The 23392-nt window shown below is 55.6% G+C and carries 19 protein-coding genes and 1 tRNA gene; 9 read left to right on the forward strand and 11 right to left on the reverse strand.

The annotated features are described in order from the left end of the window. Positions 1-73 precede the first annotated feature (73 nt). Together dmul_RS13725 and dmul_RS13730 are read left to right on the forward strand one after the other, a co-directional pair. Positions 74-1372 (forward strand): CHC2 zinc finger domain-containing protein, encoded by a 1299-nt coding sequence (locus tag dmul_RS13725; protein WP_020875446.1) that lies wholly within the window; start codon positions 74-76, stop codon positions 1370-1372. Continuing rightward, on the forward strand, positions 1362-1703 hold the full coding sequence (locus tag dmul_RS13730; RefSeq protein WP_020875447.1) for a hypothetical protein: 342 nt from the start codon (positions 1362-1364) through the stop codon (positions 1701-1703). Before dmul_RS13725 ends, dmul_RS13730 begins: the two co-directional genes overlap by 11 nt. Positions 1704-2883: 1180 nt before the next feature. On the opposite strand, the gene dmul_RS13740 is transcribed toward dmul_RS13730, so the two are convergent. Both dmul_RS13740 and dmul_RS13745 read right to left on the reverse strand, forming a co-directional pair. Continuing rightward, positions 2884-3987 (reverse strand): IS91 family transposase, encoded by a 1104-nt coding sequence (locus tag dmul_RS13740; RefSeq protein WP_020875448.1) that lies wholly within the window; start codon positions 3985-3987, stop codon positions 2884-2886. Next, positions 3938-4879, reverse strand: a complete 942-nt coding sequence (locus tag dmul_RS13745) for a site-specific integrase (RefSeq protein WP_020875449.1) — start codon at positions 4877-4879, stop codon at positions 3938-3940. Before dmul_RS13745 ends, dmul_RS13740 begins: the two co-directional genes overlap by 50 nt. A gap of 238 nt (positions 4880-5117) precedes the next feature. Here dmul_RS13745 and dmul_RS13750 point away from each other — a divergent pair, with 238 nt between their 5' ends. Continuing rightward, positions 5118-5408 carry a hypothetical protein gene (locus dmul_RS13750; protein WP_020875517.1) on the forward strand — a complete coding sequence of 97 codons (291 nt, stop codon included), beginning with the start codon at positions 5118-5120 and terminating at the stop codon, positions 5406-5408. A gap of 1194 nt (positions 5409-6602) precedes the next feature. Here dmul_RS13750 and dmul_RS13755 read toward each other — a convergent pair. From dmul_RS13755 to gltX, 6 genes are all read right to left on the reverse strand, one after another. Next, positions 6603-8516, reverse strand: coding sequence for an N-6 DNA methylase (locus dmul_RS13755; protein ID WP_020875516.1), 1914 nt, complete (start codon positions 8514-8516; stop codon positions 6603-6605). Between the two features lie 2 nt (positions 8517-8518). Beyond that, entirely contained in the window at positions 8519-9652 is a 1134-nt protein-coding gene (locus dmul_RS13760; protein WP_078081295.1) for a restriction endonuclease subunit S, read from the reverse strand. Then, positions 9649-12060 (reverse strand): DEAD/DEAH box helicase family protein, encoded by a 2412-nt coding sequence (locus dmul_RS13765; RefSeq protein WP_020875514.1) that lies wholly within the window; start codon positions 12058-12060, stop codon positions 9649-9651. The genes dmul_RS13760 and dmul_RS13765 overlap by 4 nt, the downstream gene beginning before the upstream one ends. Next, positions 12057-12266, reverse strand: coding sequence for a helix-turn-helix domain-containing protein (locus tag dmul_RS13770; protein WP_020875513.1), 210 nt, complete (start codon positions 12264-12266; stop codon positions 12057-12059). The genes dmul_RS13765 and dmul_RS13770 overlap by 4 nt, the downstream gene beginning before the upstream one ends. Before the next feature lie 471 nt (positions 12267-12737). Further along, positions 12738-12811, reverse strand: a tRNA-Gln gene (locus dmul_RS13775). Positions 12812-12866: 55 nt separating this feature from the next. Further along, a complete protein-coding gene (gltX, locus tag dmul_RS13780) occupies positions 12867-14273 on the reverse strand; it encodes a glutamate--tRNA ligase (RefSeq protein ID WP_020875512.1) in 1407 nt (468 codons plus the stop codon). A 666-nt stretch (positions 14274-14939) separates the two neighbouring features. Here gltX and rpmF point away from each other — a divergent pair. The 5 genes from rpmF to fabF all read left to right on the forward strand — a co-directional run bounded on the left by rpmF (position 14940) and on the right by fabF (position 19181). After that, positions 14940-15122 carry a 50S ribosomal protein L32 gene (gene rpmF / locus dmul_RS13785; protein WP_020876650.1) on the forward strand — a complete coding sequence of 61 codons (183 nt, stop codon included), beginning with the start codon at positions 14940-14942 and terminating at the stop codon, positions 15120-15122. A 19-nt stretch (positions 15123-15141) separates the two neighbouring features. Then, on the forward strand, positions 15142-16809 hold the full coding sequence (locus dmul_RS13790; RefSeq protein ID WP_020876649.1) for an acyl-CoA dehydrogenase family protein: 1668 nt from the start codon (positions 15142-15144) through the stop codon (positions 16807-16809). A 2-nt stretch (positions 16810-16811) separates the two neighbouring features. Further along, positions 16812-17558 (forward strand): 3-oxoacyl-[acyl-carrier-protein] reductase, encoded by a 747-nt coding sequence (fabG, locus tag dmul_RS13795; protein WP_020876648.1) that lies wholly within the window; start codon positions 16812-16814, stop codon positions 17556-17558. A gap of 25 nt (positions 17559-17583) precedes the next feature. Then, the gene (gene acpP / locus dmul_RS13800) at positions 17584-17826 is read left to right on the forward strand and encodes an acyl carrier protein (protein ID WP_020876647.1); all 243 of its coding nucleotides are present in this window, start codon (positions 17584-17586) and stop codon (positions 17824-17826) included. A 113-nt stretch (positions 17827-17939) separates the two neighbouring features. Then, a complete protein-coding gene (gene fabF, locus dmul_RS13805) occupies positions 17940-19181 on the forward strand; it encodes a beta-ketoacyl-ACP synthase II (RefSeq protein ID WP_040414998.1) in 1242 nt (413 codons plus the stop codon). Between the two features lie 84 nt (positions 19182-19265). Here fabF and pdxT read toward each other — a convergent pair whose 3' ends face one another. Next, positions 19266-19835, reverse strand: coding sequence for a pyridoxal 5'-phosphate synthase glutaminase subunit PdxT (pdxT, locus tag dmul_RS13810; protein WP_020876645.1), 570 nt, complete (start codon positions 19833-19835; stop codon positions 19266-19268). A gap of 3 nt (positions 19836-19838) precedes the next feature. Next, entirely contained in the window at positions 19839-20708 is an 870-nt protein-coding gene (gene pdxS, locus dmul_RS13815; protein ID WP_020876644.1) for a pyridoxal 5'-phosphate synthase lyase subunit PdxS, read from the reverse strand. Between the two features lie 183 nt (positions 20709-20891). Between pdxS and dmul_RS13820 the strand changes: the two genes are divergently transcribed. Next, positions 20892-22160 carry an aminotransferase-like domain-containing protein gene (locus tag dmul_RS13820; protein ID WP_020876643.1) on the forward strand — a complete coding sequence of 423 codons (1269 nt, stop codon included), beginning with the start codon at positions 20892-20894 and terminating at the stop codon, positions 22158-22160. A 75-nt stretch (positions 22161-22235) separates the two neighbouring features. On the opposite strand, the gene dmul_RS13825 is transcribed toward dmul_RS13820, so the two are convergent. Then, on the reverse strand, positions 22236-23306 hold the full coding sequence (locus dmul_RS13825; RefSeq protein ID WP_020876642.1) for an oxidoreductase: 1071 nt from the start codon (positions 23304-23306) through the stop codon (positions 22236-22238). Between the last annotated feature and the right edge of the window lie 86 nt (positions 23307-23392).

Here is a 23392-nt window from a genome sequence, read left to right on the forward strand (position 1 = left end):
TCGGAAGCCCTGAAAATGCTGGTTCCGTTGACATGTTGACGTTGTTGACTTGTTTTCTAAGACAGGAATGAAAATGGACCTTCAGAGCATCATCCAAAGAGACGGCTTCACCCTGAAACGCGAAGCCGGGACCAACGGCGGAGAGTTGGCCGGGCCTTGTCCCTTTTGCGGGGGAGAAGATCGCTTCAGGGTATGGCCGGAGAAGGGTCGATATTGGTGCAGGCAATGCAGGGCGGGGGGTGATGCTATCCAATATCTGCGAGAGCGGGAAGGCATGACATACCGCGAAGCATGTGCCGCTATCGGGGTTGAACCGAAGAACGCCCGTTCCCCTGCCCGGCAGGAAGAACCAGGTTGGTTATCCGTTGAATGGCAGACAGCGACCTGGGCCTTGCTTGAAGAAACCCGCCTATCCCTGCAATGGTACGAACCGGCAAAAAACTACCTCAAGGGGCGAGGGCTAAACGACGAAACCATATCCATGCTTGGCTATAACCCAACATCGGCGCACATGGACCGGGCCGCCTGGGGGCTTCCAAACGAGACGAACCCACGAACCGGAGGGCCGAAGCGGGTCTGGATACCGCGCGGGATTGTTATCCCCAACGTCCTCGATGACGGCCTGATTCATCGTCTCAGGATTCGGTTACCTCCGGATGAGTTCGAAAGATCGAAAGAATGGACCAACGGCAAGGGAATTAAATATGCCGAGATCCCCGGAAGTGGGCCTGATCCTCTTCTCCTGCCGGGCAGAGATGGGGCGGAAGCCTGGGCCGTGGTTGAATCGGAGCTTGATGCCTACCTCATCCACCAAGAAGCCGGAGATCTTGTCAACGTCCTGGGCCTGGGAAGCACGACAGCGAGGCCGACGGTGCAAATGTTGCAGGTCATGGCAGGGAAAAGGGTCCTGCTATGCCTCGACCATGACGCCGCCGGCTGGAGGGCAACCGATAGGTTGCCGGGCGAATACTGGCCGGTGCCGGAAGGGAAAGACCCCGGAGAGTACCACCAGGCCGGGGGAGATATCCGCGCATGGATTGAGGCGAGACTGAAAGAGAGTGTCGCGTCAGAGGCACATCAGGAAGCGAGAGAGCCTATCCAGAATGACGATGCCGGGGAGATCAAGGAAGACAAGGGTCCTTCCCTGCCATGCGGAAACCCGGAATTCCGATGTTACCACCTTCGGGGCGGTCAATGCTTTTACAAATCGAATTGGGGACCGATAGCCGAACTCGACCGATGTCCCATGATTTACGGTCTTGGGCATGGTGAGGCGCATCCGGATCTTGATGCGCTTGAGAGACAACGAACCAAACACGGGCTTGACCCGGAACTCATGTGGATTTACGGAGGCGCAAAACATGACCACTAAACGCAAAACCCGGAAGCAGGGCATCACCAGGGGGGATATTCAACGTTTTCGCCGCGACTTGTGGGATTTTCGATGGCATACCATTGTAGTTGCCGAATGGGTCCACCGGAAGAAAGAGTTGGTGAACTGCCTGGAGCGGGAGGCCGATGTTCTGGCCGAGCTATGGCGCACAATGCCCGACGATGTAAAGAAACAATTCAATGCGTCTAAAAGGCGGATCGATAGGGAGCTGAGACGGAGCTTTTTGTTCCCACTACAGGCGGTGTTTGTAGTGAAAGAACTCCCGATGCGTGGTAGAATAGATTCACTTTTGGAGGGATTCACCGCCTGACAGATTCACCCTGGTTTTTACTCTTTATCCCATATCAGCATTAATAATTGTTTATTTTGTGTTGACAAAAAGTTCACGGGGGATATACTGACCCAAAATCCTCTCAAGTTTTCCCTCTTTTTTTATCCCTCTCAAGGCAGTTTCAAACCAAATTAAAAACAGATTCAAGCCGGATTCAAAAGTGAAACAAAAAAAGCTCAAAAGCGAATCCGCTCAAAAAATCACCAATATTTCATAGCAAAAACAGATAGTTACATGGTTTCATAGGGGGTGAATCTGGGGTGAATCCCGGTGAAACTTTGAAACCCTGAAAAGCCCTTAAAGGCAAAAGTGAATCCTGAATCCGGGATTCACTTTTACACATACGGATTCACCCAAGTTTCACCCCAGGTGAATCTTTGTAAGTATCTAAAATCCCTCTTAAAGAAAAGTGAATCTATACAAGATTTCACTATTTACTCTATAAAAAAAATACTCTTATTTTATATAAGAGAAAAGTTATAGGGTTTAACTTTTATTATAGAGCCGGTCTCGTTCCCGTTTAGCATTGAAAAGCGGCCAAGAGCTAAGCGAAAGCCATAGTTCAGACGCGAACTATTCTGGGCAAGGGTAGGGTATGGGTCGCCTTACTCTTGCAATAATCTCTATCTGCCAACCAACAAGTAGCGCTTAAATTTGGACGCTCTCCCTCAAGCCCATAGGAGTGATCGGCAACAGGGAAAAGTCGTTAACATAAGCAGGGTACTGGTGTGGTGTGAGGCGCGTGGGGGGGTATACCCCTTTTTTCAGGGCGGGGAATGGGTCCCATACTACCTACCCAACCCATAAGGTTTGATCTGACCGGGCAGCAAGAAATAACCCATGAAAAGCCGAACGTCCTTCCCGGTCAGAATCAAACCTGAGTTCATGAAGCCCGGTTTTAAAGGAGCCAATTATAAGGGGATTGCTTTGAACAGATTGCTGATCTTACAGATATGTCGAAGCGTTTTGGAGGAGCCATCACTGCCTCGACGCGAAAACTTTGCCGAAGACAGTGATGATGCCGTTTAAAGTCGCTATGAATAGCCGTCTATTTTGCTGATATTCCGAGTAAAGGCCGCAGCCGGCCTGGCCGCGCCAACGATTCGGTTTTGCGGTTCAAGGCTCGCTCTTTGAAAACCATTTTTACGGGTCGCTGAAGCTACCCGGGTCCGCGATATTCCGGCACCTGGTGCGGCAGCACCGAATAGCAATATTTCAGCTCGCCTCCGCAATCCGGGCAGGTCGGCCCGCTCTTTTCACGGGTATCCCTGGGCGTTTCCGGAACCACCAGCTCAAAGGCGTGCATCATCTCGATGGATGCCCGGACGTTTTCAAGCGGAACGCCGCTGCAGGAGTGCATGAACCCATAGTAGCGCACCTTCATGAATCCGGGCGGCAGGGAATGCTGCAAAAACCGGCTCATAAAATCCTGGGCATCGAGCTCCATGTAGCGGGTGCGACGGCTCTTCGGCTTTTTATACGAAAACGTGACCGTGCCGTCGGCTGCATCGACGATCCGATGATCGGAGATCGCCACCTTGAATACATAGTGCGACAGATAGCGGATGCTCTGCTCGGCCGCCCCGACCGGCTGGATGTTCACATTCCAGCCTTCCCGGAAAATACCTGGGTCGATAAGGCGGCTCATGCCGGCGTCACGCATCAGGTCCCTGAATTTCGCCCGACAGATCCGGGACAGCGCTTTGTTGGGAACATAGAAGTCCGGCCTGGACGGATGCCATGCGTTGTCGTCTTTTGACCATGCCCCGCCGGCAACCACATAATGGATATGTGGATGGTAGTTCAAGGTTCGGCCCCAGGTGTGGAGCACGCCGAAGAAGCCGGGGACATCTCCGCCGATGAACTTTCCATCCCTGACCAACTTTTTCATGGCCGCCGAAGACGCCTTGAAAAGGGCGTCATAGGCAATGCTCTGCCGGCTTCTGAAAAAGCGACGAATCTCCTTCGGGACGGTGAAGGTGATCATGAAATATGGCCCCGGCACCTGTCGGTCCAACTGGCGATCCATCCAGTCCAGTGCCTTTTGATTCTGGCATGCCGGGCAGTGGCGGTTGCCGCAGGAGCGAAAAATATGGTGGTGTTTTCCACATCCGGCGCATTCGTATACGGTCATACCGCATGCCGGTGTTCGGCATGACAGGATGGCATCGATGACGCTCCGGTGGTTCCGGGGCATCCGGTCACCGTATTTTTCAAGATATGCCGGCGCATGCTCGCGAAAGATGTTTTGAATGGCGACCATTTTCGAAACCCCTCATGCTCTGGTTGATGATCTGATAGGCATCCTCCTGTCCTTTTTGGGTGAGATGCAGATAGACCATAGTGGTTTCGAGCCTGGCATGTCCCAGGTAGCGCTGGATGACCCGAATGTTCACGCCCTGCTCCAGCAAATAGGTTGCATAGGAGTGGCGAAGGGTATGAATGGAAACGTGTCGTTTAATAATGCCGGCCTGCTCTCTTGCAGCCCGAAAGGCGCCCTGAACGCTGTCAATGGACATCGGGGTTTCGGACGTGGAAGCGCTCTTTCCGCTCCTGCCCAGAGCCGGGAAGATCAGAACGGGATTTCGATGGACCAGCCAGTATCGACGGAGCAAGTGGTAGGTTTCCTCGGGCAAGGGCACGTATCGGTCTTTGGATCCTTTGCCTCGGTGAATATGAATCATCATGCGTTTTCCATCAATGTCGGATACTTGCAGGTAAAGAGCCTCCTTGAGCCGAAGCCCGCAGGTGTAAACGGTGACCAGGAATGTGTAGTTGTGGAACGTACGGACACGGCTCAGGATCTTCCGAACCTCGTCAGGGCTGAGCACGCTCGGAAGGCGGTTTTCTTTTTGTGCCTTGAGGTATTCAAACAGCGGCCATTTTCGCTGAAGCACATTGATGAAGAAAAACTTCAGGGCACAGAAGCAGATTTTCATGGTTGACGGCGCCCAATTGGCCTCGTTTCGGAGGTGCAGGAAATATTTTTTTAACTCGTCCTCTGTTATTTTTTGGGGCTCTTTGTTGTAAAATTCAATGAGCTTGCGTACAGCTCGGGCATAGGTCTGCTGGGTGCTTTCGCTCATGCCGGCCAATTGAAAGGCCTTGATGGCTTCGTCATACCAAGGGGTCTGAAGTGTTTTGGGTTTTGTCATGATACCTCTCCTTTGTTTGAGGTTGATAAGGTTCCCTAAGGAGAGGTATCATATCTATTTTATTGAAGCATGTTGGCGGGATGGAGACGGAGTGGGTGATATCAAAAGCTCAACGACGTCAACTGCTACTGCCGCGGAGCGGCTTCCTTGAACTTGCGCGTTACAGCGCCATGATGCCTGAATGAGACATGTTAACAGGTGTTAAGCTTTGATTTCGACAGAAACGAGGTGAATTAATATGGGCCGAGGGTTGTCACCGCTTCAACAGCGGATTCTCGATCTTGCCGACCAAGCCGACAGCGGCACCGTCTACGCCTTCGAGGTCCTGGTGGACGTCTACGGGTTTCCCCTTGCCAGGAGGGGGCGCTTCGCCGGCACCCACTTCAACCGCCGGGAGATCGGGCGCCGGTATTTCTCCGGCACCGTGGCGGTGTCGAGGGCCTTCAATCGCCTGGCTAATAGGGGCCTTGCCGAACGTATCATCGGCGGCATCAGGGTTCATCAGGACGGCGAAAACCGACATAACTGACACATAAAAAGGGAAGAAAAAGAGCTGGTATAGGTTGGTTTCCACATCGATACGCGCGTAGGGGCCTGCTTTGAGATTTTAGAAAATCTCCGGAGATGCCCTGGCAGTGAATTCGGACCTCCTATACCCCTTTTTTCGGATCGACAATGGGTTCCTGATATGGGCCACTACGCCCGCGTTCCCGTGTCAGAGAACTGAGGATCAGAGGTCTACTGGTTAATTTCTGGGGTCCATAAAAAGGCTGAACCAGGGAGGGGCGTCTACATCCTTAGTGAATCAACAATATAGACCGATTGAGGACATGGGGTCAAAAAAATATCCCCAAAATAGGCATTTGTACCTATATACAAGCCGGGGCAGTTTATGTGTTAATGAACATTAACTTATAATCGAAAGGAAATTGCTCATGTCAAAAATCGCTATTTTCGTTGTTGCCGTATTGGTCTTCGTTGTAACCGCGTTCTTCGTTGGCGACTCTATCGCTTATCGTGACCCAGGCCAGTGCATTGCCGACTGCGCTGCGGAACAAGGAATGTGTATCGGCGGTTGCCAAGGGGACATGAACTGTATTTCAAGGTGTCAATCTGCACATGGCCGATGCGTATCCCGGTGCTGGTGATCACCGCCCAATATCGAGAGCAACTATGAACGTATCTATACCGTCAAGAGATGGGCCTCCATTCACATTCTCAATCCGGGACGTCAAATAATACCTGTCGGTGTTCCGGTCAATCTCAAGCAGCCGTGAGTGGGACTATTTGTTCTCGGTCGTTATAATTGAAGGCCTCCACCTCGCATCATCCTGCCTGCAGCGCTCTCGCTCGGTCCATGAGTACAGTCAGCCTTCCGATGGTTTCACTGATCGCGGCGACCCCGCTTCAGGAGCTCCGGAGTGATGGTATAGGGCGGTTGATAGTTCATGTTGCCTCTCTGGCTGCTTGAAATGGCGCGATCCGTGCCGCGGTACTATTCGGATTGTCACAGCTCTATCACAGCTCGCTGTCGTAAAGTTGTCGCAGAAGTGGTCCAGTTCAAAACGATGCCAAGCAGACTGCGCCCGCTCGACGCGGATGATTGCGATGGTCATGCGGTTGGTGATGGTGAATTTCAGTAATTCCCTTCCGCTGTGACTGTTTTCCTGTAGTCACAAAGCTGAGGATCGCGCGGCAAGGCAAAGGTACGTTCATCGCCGCCTCACTCTGCCGTCAACAGCGTTGCCAGCCTGCCCAGCGCCTCGGATACGATCCGGCCCTGCTGCTCGATACTGCCGATGATCTGCTGCGGGGTGCGGTCATCCACCTTGGTGACGGCGTTGGGGTTGACCGCTTTCAGGTCAAACACGGCGGCGTCGATATCGGCTGCCTTGGTCTCTATATCTTTAGCGGCCTTTTCCTTTTCGCGGATCTGCCCGTCCACCGCGTTCAGCGCTTCTTTATCGGCTTTCTCTTTCTTCAACCGTTTGAGCTGTTCCTTCAGGTCAACCACATCCGCCTTGATGGCGGCTGCCTCATCCAAAAGCGGCTGCATCTCTTCCCGCGCCTTGGCACGACGGGCGGCAAAATCGACGGTCCAGGAGTAGCGGCTTTCGCCTTGCGGCGTGCCGCGCTTTAGCAACAGGCCGGCGTAACTCGGGAAGGACTTGCCCGCGTTCGCTTCGTCCTCTTTCCAGTCAGCAACGAGCTTGGGCGGAAGCTGAGCGTCGGCCAGCACCGAACCATCCATATCGAAACCGAAGTGAGCCAGGGTCAGCGGCGTCTTCTTGCCGACCTTGACGCCAGAGAGGTCGTAGTACCAGATTTTTTCGGTCTTCCGCCCTTTGGTGAAGAACAGCAGGTTGGTTTTCACTCCGGCCCCGGCGGTGGAGAAGACCCCACCGGGCAGGCTGACGATGGCCCACAGGTCACATTCGTCCACCAGCTTACGCTTGGTCTCGACAAAGGCGCTCTCGTTGGTGCGAAACAGCAGCCCCTCATCAAGGACGATGGCGCAGGTGCCATCCGGGGCCAGTTCGCTGAGGATATCCTGCACGAACAGCACTTGGGTGGAACTGGTCTCAAAGTCGAAATGCTTCTGGGCGTCCTTGCCCTCCTTGCCGCCAAAGGGCGGGTTGGTGAGGATGTAGTCGAAGAATTTCGGGGCCTGCTCAAACAGCGCGGCGTAGGTGGCGCGGCCGGTCAGAGTGTTGCCGTGCCAGAGGTTGGGCTGGTCGATGCCGTGCAGCACCAGGTTGGCTAGAGCAATCGGGAAAACCAGGTTTTCCTTTTCCCGGCCGAAGAAGGTGTCGTGCTTCAGGGTGTCGATATCGAGGCTTGCGGCGCTCTGCCCCAACTTGCGGGAGATGTGCTCGTAAGCGATGGCCAGGAAGCCGCCGGTGCCGCAGCCTGGGTCGTAGATGGTTTTGCCCGGTTCGGGATCGACCGTATGCACCATGGCACGGATCACCTCGCGCGGGGTGAAGAACTGGCCGCCGTCGGAGTTCTTCTCGCCCATTTTCAGCAGCAGGTCTTCATACACCTGGGACAGGGTGAAAAAGTGGGTGTCGTCCACGTGGTCGATATGGATCTGGTGCACCTTGTCGAGGATGTCACGCAAGTTGGTTTCCGAATCCACCCGCACCCGCTCAACCGCCGTCATGATGCGGCCGATGATGCGCTGCTTGCGCGAGGCCGAGGGGTTGGGCAACCCGGTGCGGGCATCAACATCCAGTCCGTGCAGATGCGGCAGCAACTCCTTGTTGATGAAGTCGAACAGCCTGCCATCGCCTGCGGCGAACAGTTCCTGCCGCTTCCAGCCATAGGGTTTGCCGTCGCTGGTCTGAAGATGATCGTCCTTTTCGGAAAAAGGCGCGGCCCAGTCCTGCCAGCGGTAGGGGCTGGCGAGGGCCGGGGTGAAGGTTGCCCCGACTGCCTCCGCCTTGTCTCGGGCCTTCTCCTCCTGGGCATCGAGGATGCGCAGGAACAGAATCCAGGTCAACTCCGGCACATACTGCAGAGCACTGGCGCAGTTAGAGCGGCGCATGATGTCGCAGATCGATTTGACAAAGGCCGACAGCGACTGGGTGGAGGCGATGGCCTTGGGCTGTTTTTTCTTGGTTGTTTTTCGTGCCATGGTTACATCTCGAAGGCCTGCGCCAGAATTTTCTGGGGCAGGAGGTTAATGTCGTTGAGTTTGGATTCGATTGCCTGCCGCATCGGCCTTAGAGCGGCCAATGCTGCGGACGCCTTTTGCTGGATGGTGAAATCGGGCAGTTCTATTTCACCCTCGGCCAGGCGGTTGAACAGCATACGCTCGCGCACCGCGCCACGGGCAAGGGATAGAATACACTGTTCGCCGAGCGGCGAACGCAACCAGCAGTAGAACCAGCGGGAATCGACAACGCCCTTTTTGCCCTGAAGCGCTACATAATCCGGGCTGGTGATGCCGGGGGTGTCATCGTCATCCACCAGAGCAATGGAGCCGATCAGAATACGCATGGGGTTGTAGAAGACGGTGCCGGGGAACACCGGCTTGTAGCGTTCCGGTTTCTTGCCCGGCGGCTCCTTGGCCGGGGCCAGACCGTCGCGGGTGGCTCCCAAAACGGGATAGTCCGCCCAGCTGTCGCCGATGCCCTGCTTGACCTCTTCCAGCACCTCGCCGAGGTTGTGCCTGGTGGTTCTGCCATACTGGATACTGTCGAGGACGATGGCATCGGCCAGCTTCGTTGTCTCTCGCAACTGCGCCTCCGCCGCCTGCCGGGCCTTGTCCGCCTCGGCCAGTTGGGCTTTCAGGCGGGTGGCGATTTGGCGTTGTTTTTCGATGGGCTTTGGAAAACTAATTTCAAATGCTTCTAAAGTGGATTTGGAGACCTCTACAAATGTCGCACCACTTCCCAATGCTTGTATGTCGGCCATACGGTGTTTGAGGGTGTAGTACAGAAACTCAGGGTCTATCTCACTTGAGCAGACAAAGCTTTTGCAGCCTTGGTTCGTGTGTAAAGAACAGCCAGCTATCCCAAGATGCCCGATAGGTGCTCTCGACGACATTACAACAGCGCCTTGCGGAACCAAAGGGAGATTACAACTTGCTCGACCCATCGCCGTGATCAGTCTGGATGAAGTTGTAATGACAGGCTCGTTGAGTTTACCAAGGTCTGTTGGCGTGACCCAAACGAGATTGCCACTCCAATAGGCTGGGTTCGATGATTCGGGTGTTGTCCCGCTCAATACGGTTGTGATTTTCCCAAGTGGTGAAGTTATCCAACTCATACCCCAAACAACCTCCCCTTGGCCTCGTGCATCACCGCCACCGGCTTGCCGATCTTTTTCAGCGCCGCCAGCCCGCCCGCCAGCTTGATCTCCGGCACCTCCCACAACGCCGGGGTCTCCAGGGCCTCTGTGCCGCCCTGGCTGAACTGGTGCCCAAGCCCCTTGAGTACGACGGCGGCCTTGGCGTCCATGCCGCCGAACCAGCCCGCATTGCTGGAGATGTAAAGGTTGCCCCGCTCAGTGCGTTTGAGCGCCCGGACCTTGTATCCGTGGTGGCCGAAGAAGTCGTAAAGATCGAAGTCGGTCATCTGGTCGATCTCGCGGATCACCTCGGGGCTGAAGTTGTCGCCCAACAGGTGATTGATCAGGCTGCGGCGCTTCTGGGTCTCGATCCAGAGTTGCCGGAACTCATCGAGGTTGTGGGCCTCGGAGACCACCCGCTGGATTACCTCGCGGCGGTACTCGTCCACCGGAATCGGCGTGTCGCGACCGCCCCTGCTGGTGAGGATGAAGCGGCCTTGGGGGGTAACGGTCACCCAATGACCGCCCATCTCGGCAACGCTGGGCGGTTCGGGCGGCGGCCATGGCGGGTCGACAATAATCCCGCCATCATCCCCCCCATCTCCACCACCACGAGGACGCGGCGGCTTGGTAATGAAATCGGTGCCGAACAGGTTGGTAACGTCGGTGTAATCGTAGAGCCAGAACTTGTACTTCTGCGTCTCTTCGTGGATGCGGGTGCCGCGCCCCACCATCTGGTAGAACTTGATGGGTGATTGCAGGTAGCGAAAGAAGACCACGGCATTGAGGCGTTCGATATCGACCCCCGCCTCCAGCAGGTCCACGGTGCAGGCGATAAAGGCGCGTTCGCCGGAGCCCCGCATGGGCTCGATCATGTCCGCGCCGTTGTTCGGCCCGCCCATGCACTTGAAGGCGTAGTGGTCCTTGGGCGTCTGGTTGTGCTCTTTGCACCAGCGGGCATAGAGGTTGTTCATCTGCATGGCCACCCGGTCGGCGTGGATCTCGCGATTACAGAAGATGATCACCTTCTGTTCCGGGCCGCCGTTGGCGCAGAGCAGCCGAAACAGATCCTCGCACATGGTGGGGGTGCGCAGTTCGATGAACAGCTCGTCGTCGAAATCCTTGCCGGTGTATTCGTCCTTGGTGAGATCAGCCTCGGTAAGCGGCTTGCCGGTACGAATATCCTTCACGGCTGCCTTGAGGATCTCCTCTTTGGTAAAGACACGCTTGTCGATGTCGGCCTTGCGCTTGACGATCTCGCAGGCGGCCAGATAGCCATCCTCCTGGGCCTGAATGAGGGTGTATTCATAGACCGGCTCGCCGAAATACTTGTGGTTGTTGGCGGTGATCTCCTGATCCTCGGCGGTGGCGTGTTTTGATTCCTGCAGCTTGCGCGGCGTGGCGGTCAGGCCGATGTGGATGGCGCCTCCGTTGCGTTTGAGCACCTCGGACCACTTGCCCCACGCAGAACGGTGGCACTCGTCGATGATGATGACGGAAAAGGCATCCTCGCCGTAATGTTGGGACAAAAAGCTGGCAAAGCCGTCGTCCTCGTCGTCCAGACCCAAGGTCTGATAGGTGGCGATATGAATGCGGGCGTTGGCGGCGGCGTTACCGCCTTTTTCGGTCTTGACGATGCGAACGTTGTCGCCGAAGGCGGCCTTGAGCTTGGTATAGGCCTGCTCGCGCAGCTCGTCGCGGTCGCAGAGAAAGAGCGCCGGTTTTGGCAGTTGCCCGGCCTGCCCCAGCCGCCAGAGCAGGTTGGTGGCGATGATGGTCTTGCCCGAACCGGTGGCAAGCGTCAGCAGCACCCGGGCCGTTTCACCCTGTTGGCGGCAGCGGATGATCTTCTCAAAGGCGGCGCGAATGGCGGCGTCCTGATAGTAGCGGGTCAGCGACCAGGCCGGGCTGTCGGCCTGAAAGAGCATGGCCGCCTCGGGCTTGCTGATGTCGATACCGGTATTCTTCGCATAGCGAGCGGTCAGATCCAGGTGCGGCGGAAAATTGGAAAAGGGAAACGGCCCGCCCTGCAGGTTGGTGAAGTAGTCGAATTCGCCGTAGAAATGGCCGTTGGTGGCGAAGACATATTTCACCTCGAAGCGCCGGCAATCGGCATACCCCTTGGCCTGCTGCATGCCCTTGAGGGGGTCTTCCGTCTCTTTCTTGGCTTCGAGCACGCCGACGGGCAAGGCTTTCGGCATGTCGCCCACCTGTACGCAGAGCAGATAATCGGTGCGGCCTGACCCCTTGCGACGGCGGCCTTTCGGGCCGGTCGGTTCGACCGGAGCGGGGGTTTCCATCTTGATCCATTGGTGATCGTTATACCCCCTATCCCGTAATACGGGATCGATCAGAAAGAACCGGGTTTCCTGTTCGTTGTAGCTCATGGTTTTCCCGCCCCCGGTCCAAGTTTAGCTGCTCCGCCGGATTCGATCCATGCATCCACCTGGCTTTTCTTGAACTTCCACAAGCGACCCATGCGGTGCGCGGGCATGGCATGCCTGTCGATCCACTTGTACACGGTGTCATTGCTGACCCCGAGGTACTTGCAGATCTCGGTTATCGACAACCAGCGGTCTTCCATCTCGTTCATGCTCAAAACTCCACGGGCGTTTTGGTTTGCGGCCACGTCCGCCAGAGGCGAAACGGGAGAGTGCTGGACGCACCCTTCCCATGTTAAAAACTTCCTTAAATATACATAGGCTATTCGTGCGAAGTCAAACGATCTTTGCCGATTTAAGCCGAAATTATGCGAACGCAATCGACGCCATAGGTCATGAGCCAGCTTAGTCGATTGATCGGTGAGAGATGGGGGGTATGACGGATTTCCCGAAACGGGGAGTGATCGGAGCGGCAGCGCCGACACCGTTCGCCGATAATGTAAGCTGATTTTTTCAGCAAGCCCTGCATATATGGTCGGCGTTAGTCGGTATTGCCGAAAAACGGGGTTCCTATAAACAGGCTATCGCTTGGATAAAATCGCAATAGTGGTACTGTGGTGGTACAGATAGCCGGAAAAAGAAAAAGGGCTACGGCGCATTTTCCGTAACCCTTTGAATTTGTTTGGCTGAGGGACTAGGATTCGAACCTAGGTTAACGGGGCCAGAACCCGTCGTCCTGCCACTAGACGATCCCTCATCAAAAAGACCCGCTTTGTCTATACAAAAATCTGAAAAAAGTCAAGGCAAAAAAATCATTTTTTTTCCGTGATCGCACTGACTGCGGCCTCAAGCCGCTGGATCACGACAGTTTTTCCCAGAATCCCGATCACCTCGAAGATGCCGGGGCTGGCTGTTCTGCCCGTCAGGGCGAGACGCACCGGCTGGGCAATCTTCCCTAATTTGAGGCCGGTGTTTTCCATGACCTTCAAGAACGCGCCCTCCAACGCTTTTTCAGAAAAGTCGTCAGTCGCTTTCAACTCCCGGATCAGTTGTTGCAGGGGGGCGACGGCCTCCGTCTTGAAGAATTTCTTTGCCGCCGTTTCGTCCCAGGCGATGGTGTCCTGATAATAGAACATGGCCGCGTCGGCCATCTCCACCAATGTTTTGCATCGTGCGTTCAGGGATCGGATAACATCGGCGAGATATCGCGCGTCATCTGCGGCGATCCCTCTTTCCACCATGAAAGGCCGCAGATGGGGTGCCAGTTCCTCAGGCGGCGTGGCTTTGATGTGGTCCGCGTTGAGGGCCGTCAACTTTTCCGGATCAAACACGCCGGCGGATTTACCGATGTTTTCCAGATTGAACTTCTCGAACAGTTCTTTCCGGGTAAAAAATTCCTGATCCCCGAATGACCAACCCAGGCGTACAAGATAGTTGATGAGCGCATCCGGCAAAAATCCCATATTGCGATATTCGGTTACCGACATGGCACCGTGCCGCTTGCTCAGTCGGGTCTTGTCCTTTCCCAACACCATCGGCACATGGGCGAATACCGGCAGCTCGGCACCCAGGGCTTTATACAGGAGAATCTGCTTGGGCGTGTTGCTGACATGGTCATCCCCCCGAATGATGGTATTGATGCCCATGGTGATATCGTCAACGACCACGACAAAATTATAGGTAGGCGTACCATCGCCCCGAGCAATGATAAAATCGTCCAGGTCCGCATTCTGAAAAACGATATTCCCTTTGACCTTGTCTTCGATGATCGTCGTGCCGGTCAAAGGCGTCTTGAATCGAACCACGGTCTTGCCGCCGCCGGTCAGCCCTTTTTCCCGGCAGGTACCGTCGTATTTCGCCTTTCCGCCGGCCGCCAGCCCTCTCTTGCGCATCTCTTCGACCTTCTCCGGCGGACAATCGCAGTAGTAGGCATGCCCTGAGGCAAGAAGCTTCGTCACATATTCCTTATATATGTCAAACCGATCCGACTGGAAATAGGGTCCTTCGTCCCAGTCGATCTGAAGCCATTTCAGCGCCTCGAAAATGGCATCCACCGATGCCTGGGTCGACCGCTGAAGGTCTGTATCTTCGATCCTGAGGATAAAGCGACCTCCGGTTCGACGTGCATAGAGCCAGTTGAAAAGCGCTGTTCGCGCACCCCCCACATGGAGATATCCTGTGGGGCTTGGGGGAAATCGCGTAACAACCTCTTTGTTCATCTTTCACCTCTCGCCTGTCCACCGATGGGGGGGACTGGAATGACTTAATAGACCTGGATTAGTATTAGCTATTAGTAATAAAGGCTCTCTTGGTGCGGCCGGATGGTCTTCCCGATGTCGGATCGACCCGATGTACCGTTTACAACAAAAAAAAGTCCCGATCAGAACGCCGCTTCAGGACCTTCTAAAAACACTCGCACATATTTAACATTCAACTTTCGACTTTCAGACGATGACCGAAAGGAGGTGCTGGGAGGATACGGATCGCGCCCCTTCAGCGGTGAGTTTTAGTGCCGCTTAAGCGCAGCGGAGGATCAGCGGCCCGGACTGTTTGAGCGCAAGCGAGTTTCCGGGCCGCCCGGAGCAAGCTTTAGCGGCACTTGAACGAAATCGCGCGGGGCGTGGGCCGTGTCCTCCCGGCACCGGCTTATGAAAGTCGAAAGTTGAGTTCAACAAATTATCGGGATCGGCTTCAAAACATCTCCGGCACAGTTTTACCGGATCGACTCCATAACATATCGCCGGCATCAGCACAAGAGTCCACCCTAAAAAATATCATGAAAATTCTTGACAATCCCATGTATTTCAATTACTAGAAGCAGGATTCTGATTAGGCGTTGGACAGATAAAATAATAAAATAATTAAAATAAGTTAGGAGATTACTAATGGCTGTACCCAAGCGAAAAACATCCAAGTCAAAACGGGATAAACGAAGAACGCACGACAAGATCAGCGGGCCTGAACTGACGACATGCCCCGAATGCAACGAAGCCAGGCTGCCCCATCATGCCTGTCCCGAATGTGGCGCTTATAAGAGCCTGAACGTACTGGAAAAAGAAGTGGATTAAAAAAAGGGATAAGGGATCTATGTCTTTAGAGAACACCCCGGAGGCCGGCGGTCTGATCGGTTTGGATGAAGAATCCCGCCAGATGATTGTGGAAACCGTTCAGCAGCTGAAGAAACGGCTTCTGACCAAGGAAAAAATACTTGAGTTCGATAAAAAGGAGATCTTCCCCGAGGCGGTAATCCGGGAGATGCTCGGTCCGGATATCGGCCTGCAACTTCTGTTTATTCCCGAGGAATACGGCGGCATGGGCGGCGGCGCCTGGGACTGCCATGTGGTCATCAGCGAAATGTGCAAGATATGCCTGGGCGTCGGCACGGGGTTTTTCGCCATTCAGCTGGGCGCGGACCCGATCCTGGTGGGCGCCACCCCTGAACAGAAGGAAAAATGGCTTGGCGCCATCGCCGCGGGCGACGCCCTGGTGGCTTACGCCGTGACCGAACCCAACGCCGGCAGCAATCTTGCCGCCCTCAAAACCAAGGCCGAGCCGGTAACGGGAGAAAACGGAGAGATCACGGGCTATCGCATCAACGGCAACAAGCAATTCATCTCCACGGGCGGCTATGCTGATTTTATCACCGTTCTGGCCAATACGCCGGAAGGGCCTAGCTTTTTCGTCGTCGAAAAAGGCACCCCAGGATACGCCCCCGGCAAGGGAGAGGAAAAGCACGGAATCCGTGCATCCAACACCTCCCCGCTTTCGTTCACGGACGTTTTCGTACCCGTGGAGAATCTCATCGGCGGTGTTCCCGGCCAGGGATTGAAGCAGGCCAACATGGTTTTCGGATACACACGCCTCATGGTGGCATCCATGGCCATGGGCGCGGCCCAGGCGGCCATGGAAATCGCTATCCCTTACGCCAGGGAGAGGGTTCAATTCGGCTCGCCCCTCGCTGAAAAGCAAGGATACACCCACAAGCTGATCGTTCCCAATGCCGTGCGTCTCGAGGCGGCGGGCGCCTATATCGAGGAGACGGCCTGCCGGCTCGACTCGGGTGAGCAGGATCTCCAGGTGGAGGGCTCCATTGGGAAACTGTTCACCACCGAAGCGGCCAACCGGGCGGCGGACAACTGCATGCAAGCCCTGGGCGGATACGGCTACATCGCCGAGTACGAAGTGGAAAAGATCAGACGGGATGTCCGGATCACCAGCATCTACGAAGGCACGAGCGAGATCCAGCAGAGCATCATCAGCACCTTCCGCTGGAAAACGACCCGAAAGACCAAAGGAGCCTTCTACCAGTCCATCGCATCGGAAATGGCGGCGATCGACGAGAGGGTCAGGGATGTCGGCTGCCGTTTCTACGGCATATCCGCTCAGGTGCTGAACGCATTGATCAACCGTGTTCATGAAAACCGCCTGACCAAGCAACAGACGGTCATGTTCGCCCTGGCGGACATGATGACGCATGTGGAAGTCGGCGCCGCCATGGGGCGAAAAACGGTTCGGCTCGCCGATAACGGCGATTCCCGCGCGGAACACTTCAAGGCCATGTCTCGAATTTTCGCGGCCGAGGTGTCGGAGTTAATCACCCAAAACAGCCTCAGAATTTTGAAGGGTACCGGTGCCTTTACGCCGGAAGCGGTCGAAGATTTCATCGCCGTGACGGACATGAACAAGTTGGCCCAGAGTTACCACAACATCATCGGGGATATGGACCGGGTCGCGGATACCCTGTTTGCGAGGTAAACATGTCGGAACAGCAAGATACGACCATCGTCGTCACCGGCGGTTCCAAGGGCATCGGCCGGGCCGTATGCGAGGCTTTTGCCGGTCCCGGAACGCGGGTCTATTTTAACTATGCCGCGGATACGGCCGGCGCCGAAGAGACGGAACGCCGTATCACCGAAGCCGGAGGCAGAGGCAAGGGCGTCCGGGTGGATGTATCGTCCGAGAGCGACGTCAAAGCATTTCTGGACGGCGTGATCAAAGAAACCGGCCGACTCGACGTTCTCGTCAATAACGCGGGCATTACCCGTGACGGCTTGATCGTCCGCATGAAAACAGCCGACTGGGACGCCGTCATGGACGTCAATCTCAAGGGAGCGTTTCACGCTTCCAAAATCGCGGCCAAAACCATGCTCAAACAACGAAGCGGCAGAATTATCAATATTTCCTCCGTCGTCGGCGCATCGGGAAACCCGGGTCAAGCCAACTATGTCGCTGCTAAGGCAGGCCTCATCGGTCTGACCAAAGCCCTGGCAAAGGAGCTGGCATCTCGAGGCATCACCGTAAACGCGGTGGCGCCCGGCTATGTCGAAACCGACATGACCGCTGCGATGACGGACGCGCAACGAGAGGCCATGGTGGCCCAGATCCCTCTCGGCCGACCCGGCACGGCTCGTGAAATTGCGGCGGCCGTCCAGTTTCTGGCATCCGATGAAGCAGCCTATATCACGGGACACGTGCTCCACGTGAACGGCGGAATGTATATGTAAGCAAACAATAACAGGAGTTATAGTTATGACCGATATCGATAAGATTCAAGAAAAAGTAAAAAAGATTATTGCGGAAAAACTGAGCGTAGACATCGACGAAGTGATTCCCGAGGCTGCCTTTGTGGACGATCTCGGTGCCGACTCTCTGGACCTGGTGGAGTTGATCATGTCCATGGAGGAAGAGTTCGACATTGAAATCTCGGACGAAGATTCCGAAAAAATGGTGAAGGTTCAGGACGCATTCGACTACATCGCCAAGAATTCCTGATCATATTTCAGTATCGCCCATAAACGGTCGATTCGTTCGGGTTTCAAGCGTCGGAAAGACACCGGTGTTTGAAGCCTGAACCTTTGCCGCTGTTTTTGGAAAGGGAGGGTCTTTTGAACAGGCGGGTCGTTATTACAGGACTAGGGTTGGTGACACCGATAGGCATCGGTGTGGAAGCATCGTGGGCGGCGCTCTGCGCCGGGAAATCGGGCATCGGTGAAATAACGCGATTCGATGCGTCCGATTATACCACCAGAATTGCTGCTGAAGTTAAGGGCTTCAACCCTGAAGACTTTGTCCCCAAGAAGGACGCCAGACGCAACCAACTCTTCATTTCTTATGCCCTGGCCGCATCTCGCATGGCCATGGAGGACTCCGGGCTGTCCATCGATGCGAAAAACGGACCCCGGATCGGCGTGATTACCGGTTGTGGTCTTGGCGGATTGGCGACGCTGGAAGAGCACACGATGATCATCAACACACGGGGTCCCAAGCGGGTCAGCCCTTTTTTCATCCCCATGATGATCGGCAACATGGCGGCCGGAATGATTTCCATCCAGTTCGGCGCCAAGGGGCCCAATCTGTCCATCGCCACGGCATGTGCGGCAGGTACCCATGCCGTGGGAGAGGCCTACAAGAATATTCAACGGGGATTTTCGGATGCGGTGATCACCGGTGGCATGGAATCCGTGATCACACCGACCTGCATCGCCGGTTTTGGAGCTATGAAGGCCCTGTCCACGAGGAATGACGATCCCGAGCGGGCATCCCGCCCCTTTGACAAGGACCGGGACGGATTTGTGGTCGGGGAAGGCGCCGGAATTCTCATTATCGAGGCTCTTGAACACGCTCTGGAAAGAGGGGCCAGGATTTACGGCGAGGTCATCGGATACGGTATGAGCGGCGACGGTTACCACATGACGTCTCCCCCCCCAGACGCCGAAGGCGCTGTTCGCTGCATGGAAGCCGCCATCGCCGATGCCGGTATCTCCTGCGACCAGATCGACTACATCAATGCCCACGGCACCTCAACCCCATTGAACGACCTGTATGAAACCCGGGCCATCAAAACGGTTTTCAAAGAGCATGCCAAGTCAGTACCCGTCAGCTCGACGAAATCCATGACCGGCCATCTTCTGGGTGCCGCAGGCGGCATCGAAACCGTGTTTTCCACGTTGGCCGCCTATCACGACATCATTCCCCCGACCATCAATTTCGAAAGCGGGGATGAGGAGTGCGATCTCGATTATGTGCCCAATATCGCTCGGAAGACCCCCATCGACATCGTGATGAGCAACTCCTTCGGCTTCGGGGGCACCAACGCCGCGATCATCGTGAGGAAGTACCGCCCTTAGCGACAACCGTCGCCTTGCTTCAATCCGACCCAGAGCGAGCATCCCCTTTCTCAAGGATGCTCGTTCGCTTTCCGGCCCTCAGGACTACAGACTTAAAAAATATCGGTGAAACACCGCTGTCTGCGTCAACTCCGGATGAAACGTCGTTGCCATGATCCGGCCCTGCTGTACGAAGACCGGATCTCCCATGGACCTCGCGTGAATCGTCACTCCGGGCCCGGACGCCGTAATCCGGGGCGATCGGATGAAGATTCCCGGGAAGGCGTTCACACCGTCGGAGATATCCGGAATCGAGATGTCGATGTCACGGATCGTGCTGGCCAACTGACGACCGTAGGCATTTCGCTCCACAGACACCGCCAGGACGTCCAGCCGACCGGGACTACCGTCAACCGTTTCGGCCAGGAGAACAACCCCCGCACAGATGCCCCAGACCGGCATTCCGTCCAGAATCCGTTCCCTCATGGGAGCGATCATCTCAAATTCATGCAGAAATTTCCCCATGACCGTGCTCTCCCCCCCCGGAATGATGAGTCGGTCAATTTCTCTGAGCCCTTCCGCATCCCGGACGATATGACATTGGATACCCAGGGAATTCAGGTGATGGATGTGATCGAGAAAAGCCCCCTGGAGCCCCAGCAACCCCACCATCATGAATCACGTTCCCCGACCGGCCATGCGGGTTTCGAGACCGGCCATCTCCAGTCCCACCATGGCGGCCCCCAGGTTTTTGGAGATCTCCGCGAGTTTGCCGGGGTCCTCCCAATGAATGACCGCTCGAACGATGGCGGACGCTGTCCTGGAAGGATTCTCTGATTTAAAAATGCCCGATCCCACAAAAATGCCGTCTACACCCAACGCCATCATCAGGGCGGCATCCGCGGGGGTGGCGATGCCGCCTGCAGCAAAGTTGACCACCGGAAATCGGCCCCGCTCCATCGTCTCCCGCACCAAGGCAACGGGCACCCGGCAACGGGAGGCTGTTTCCTCCAAAGCCAGGTCGTCCATACCCTTCAGGGCATCGATCTCGGCCGTTATGGTCCGGATATGTCGGACGGCCTCCACGATATTCCCCGTGCCCGCCTCCCCTTTTGTGCGCAGCATGGCCGCCCCTTCGTGGATGCGCCGGAGCCCTTCGCCCATGTTTCTGGCGCCACAGACGAATGGGACGGCAAATGTCTGCTTGTCCACGTGGCGGCTCTCGTCGGCCGGGGTCAGCACCTCACTCTCATCGATGAAATCGACCCCCAGAGCCTCGAGAATGCGGGACTCCATGAAGTGACCGATCCGGATTTTGGCCATGACCGGTATGGACACCGCCGCCATGATGGATTCGATCATGGCAGGGTCGCTCATGCGCGCCACCTGGCCTTGAGTGCGGATATCCGCGGGCACGCGCTCAAGTGCCATGACCGCACACGCTCCGGCATCCTCGGCAATGCGCGCCTGCTCCGGCGTCGTGACATCCATGATCACCCCGTTTTTGAACATCTCGGCAAAGCCTTTGTTGACTTTCTCTCGACTCACCTTTATTCCTTTCCACATATTGGGTTCATTGAACGAATTCGATAGCGGCATCCGGCGACACATCAGACGGGCCGGCTCTCGTCATGAGGCCCCCATTTCTGCAAGTTGTTATCGCCCAGTTGATTTTTAGACTAGTACACTTGATATATTGTACTAATATTGTCAAGCAGAAAATAGGAGAACATGGCGCTATACAGAGACATTGCAGCGGAACTGGCGCGACGTATCCGGGAGGGACGCTACAGACCGGGAGAGCGGATCCCGTCCATTCGTCAGGTAGCCGAGGAATTCGGCTGTAACAAATTAACGGTTCAAAAGGCCTTCGATGCCCTCAAGCGCGACGGGATGATTGAAAACGTCGTGGGCAGCGGCTCATTCGTTCGCTATCCGGAAAAGATTGCCATGAGCGGTGAGGTGTTCGACTTCAGAACGTCCTACATCTCTGAAGCCTTCTTTCCCTTGAAAACCGCAAAAGCCATTTTTTCGGACCTTTTCGATCAGGAACGAACCCAGGCCTTCTCTCCCCCGCCGGTTGAGGGGGACCCGGAACTGATCGAGGCTCTGGGCGCCTTTTATCGACTTCCGACCCAGCGCATGTTGATTGTCTCCGGCGCACAGCAGGGATTGGACCTTACCGCCAAGGTTTTTTCGACTAATATCTCAGATTCAATTCTGTTCGAGGATCCCACGTATCCCGGGGCCATCTCCCTTTTCAAAGCTCGGCATTTCGTCCCCCTCGAGACCGACGGCCCAGACCTGGAGGAATTCGACCGTAAACTCACTCCCGCCATCAAGCTATTCTATGCCATGCCCGCGGTCCATAATCCCACCGGCATCTCCTACAGCCTCGAAAAAAAAAAGGCGCTGGTCAGGCGCGCCGAACGATTCCCTTTTTATCTCATCGAAGATGATTATCTATCGGAATTCAACCCCCGTCCAGATCCGCGATTCATAGACATCCTTCCTGAAAAGACCCTTTATATCAAGTCTCTGTCTCAAACCACCGTCTCGGGTGTCCGCCTCGGTGCCATGATTGTTCCCGAATCGCTCTTCGACAAATTCATCTACGCAAAGTTCATGTCGGACATCGCCTCGACGGGTCTCCTTCAGAAATTCGCCACACGGTTCATCCGTGAGGGGGCCTATGCAAGATATATTACCGAAACTCATGTGCGGATACAGGAGAGAAAGCGCCGCCTGACAGGGTTGATCGCCGAACATCCTTTCTTGTCGATACCTCACGATGCCCCGGGCTACAACCTTTGGGTCAAATCGGATCGATCGCTTTCCCTCCCCAGGGTGCCGTGGACCCCGGGGGAGGAATTTTCCTTTTCGCCGATCTTCAGGAATTTTTTCCGAATCTCCTTTATGCACATGGACGATGACACATTTGATCGAGCCGTCACCTATCTGAGAAACCTTCTGCCCCATGCTTTTCACCATGAAAATTGAGAAATCGGTCAGCACCGAGCATTTCGTCGACCTCGGAAGCAACGGATCCGCTCGATCGGCGGGTCGACGGATGGGTCACGGCAGTGGTTTGGTGGTGTAGGCGATGTCGGCCTCCTCAGCGCTGCGAAGTGGCAGCGTCTTACCCGTGCGCAGGTCATCCACCCAATCGGGATTGAGCAAAGCGGTTTTCCCGGAAAGAACGATATCGGCGTCCTTCAGGGCTTCCTCCGCGCTGCGGCGGTCGTAAATTTTCCCGCAGATGAAGATCGGCAGCGTTGTGGCCTCTCGGGTGAGACGGGCCATGGTTTTGCCCGATCCGAAAGCCTCGTCGCCGTATGCATAGGTGGAAACCGAAACGGCATCGATGGGTTCCTGGGAAAGGCGGCGAATAATGTCTTGATACTCTGCCTGATCCGAGAACAGTGAAATCTCTTTGTCCACCACGCCCCAGTTGGAAATGCGGAAGAAAAGAAGACGGTCCGAAGGCACAACCGGTCTGACCGCCTGGATCACCTCGTGAACGAAACGGTATCGCTTTTCCATTGATCCCCCATAGCCGTCGGTCCGCTGGTTGGTATAGCCGGAGAGGAATTGGCTGATGAGGTAGCCGTGAGCGCCATGGATTTCAATACCGTCAAAACCCGCGGCTACCGCGCCTTTGGCGGTCTCGACGAACCCATTGAGGACATGATCGATATCAAATCGGCTCATGACATCCGGCGTGGGGTAAGGCTCTCCAGTCAGGGGATTATCCTGACGGGGGCAAATCGCGCTGGGAGCGATCACCCGTCCGGCCGGATTGACTCCCGACCACGCCACCCTCCCGCAATGAAACATCTGTAGAATCGAAAGGGCGCCATGACGGTGGATGTTCTCAACGACCCGGGACCAGACGTCGATTTGTCGCTGGGACGTGAGGCGTGCCTGGCCGGGATATCCCTGGGCGCTTTCGTAATCCGTCACGATGGCTTCGGTATAGACGATCCCGGCACCGTTTTTGGCTCGCGCGACCAGAAAATCAAGGACATCGCGGCGGGGAATGCTGTCCTTCACCGACGACATCCGGGTCATGGGCGCCACACCCAATCGGTTTTTAACGTTAAAACGCTTCAGCTGAAACGGAGAAAACAAGATATCCTCTGCCATTTTTCCTCCTCGTCATCGATCCCGTCTGCGGCCGATGCCGTTAACGCTGCGGCGCTGGTCGCCTTGCGGAAAATCGGGTTATGAAT

The organism is Desulfococcus multivorans (assembly GCF_001854245.1).
GTDB lineage: Bacteria > Desulfobacterota > Desulfobacteria > Desulfobacterales > Desulfococcaceae > Desulfococcus > Desulfococcus multivorans.

Excerpts from the sequence above, each read along its gene's own strand:
- dmul_RS13750 (WP_020875517.1), top strand. The coding sequence starts at position 5,118 with ATGGGCCGAGGGTTGTCACCGCTTCAACAGCGGATTCTCGATCTTGCC.
- dmul_RS13770 (WP_020875513.1), bottom strand. The coding sequence starts at position 12,266 with ATGAACGAGATGGAAGACCGCTGGTTGTCGATAACCGAGATCTGCAAG.
- dmul_RS13730 (WP_020875447.1), top strand. The coding sequence starts at position 1,362 with ATGACCACTAAACGCAAAACCCGGAAGCAGGGCATCACCAGGGGGGAT.
- rpmF (WP_020876650.1), top strand. The coding sequence starts at position 14,940 with ATGGCTGTACCCAAGCGAAAAACATCCAAGTCAAAACGGGATAAACGA.
- dmul_RS13740 (WP_020875448.1), bottom strand. The coding sequence starts at position 3,987 with ATGGTCGCCATTCAAAACATCTTTCGCGAGCATGCGCCGGCATATCTT.
- dmul_RS13790 (WP_020876649.1), top strand. The coding sequence starts at position 15,142 with ATGTCTTTAGAGAACACCCCGGAGGCCGGCGGTCTGATCGGTTTGGAT.
- acpP (WP_020876647.1), top strand. The coding sequence starts at position 17,584 with ATGACCGATATCGATAAGATTCAAGAAAAAGTAAAAAAGATTATTGCG.
- dmul_RS13755 (WP_020875516.1), bottom strand. The coding sequence starts at position 8,516 with ATGGCACGAAAAACAACCAAGAAAAAACAGCCCAAGGCCATCGCCTCC.
- dmul_RS13825 (WP_020876642.1), bottom strand. The coding sequence starts at position 23,306 with ATGGCAGAGGATATCTTGTTTTCTCCGTTTCAGCTGAAGCGTTTTAAC.
- fabG (WP_020876648.1), top strand. The coding sequence starts at position 16,812 with ATGTCGGAACAGCAAGATACGACCATCGTCGTCACCGGCGGTTCCAAG.
- gltX (WP_020875512.1), bottom strand. The coding sequence starts at position 14,273 with ATGAACAAAGAGGTTGTTACGCGATTTCCCCCAAGCCCCACAGGATAT.
- pdxT (WP_020876645.1), bottom strand. The coding sequence starts at position 19,835 with ATGATGGTGGGGTTGCTGGGGCTCCAGGGGGCTTTTCTCGATCACATC.
- dmul_RS13765 (WP_020875514.1), bottom strand. The coding sequence starts at position 12,060 with ATGAGCTACAACGAACAGGAAACCCGGTTCTTTCTGATCGATCCCGTA.
- dmul_RS13760 (WP_078081295.1), bottom strand. The coding sequence starts at position 9,652 with ATGAGTTGGATAACTTCACCACTTGGGAAAATCACAACCGTATTGAGC.
- dmul_RS13820 (WP_020876643.1), top strand. The coding sequence starts at position 20,892 with ATGGCGCTATACAGAGACATTGCAGCGGAACTGGCGCGACGTATCCGG.
- dmul_RS13745 (WP_020875449.1), bottom strand. The coding sequence starts at position 4,879 with ATGACAAAACCCAAAACACTTCAGACCCCTTGGTATGACGAAGCCATC.
- dmul_RS13725 (WP_020875446.1), top strand. The coding sequence starts at position 74 with ATGGACCTTCAGAGCATCATCCAAAGAGACGGCTTCACCCTGAAACGC.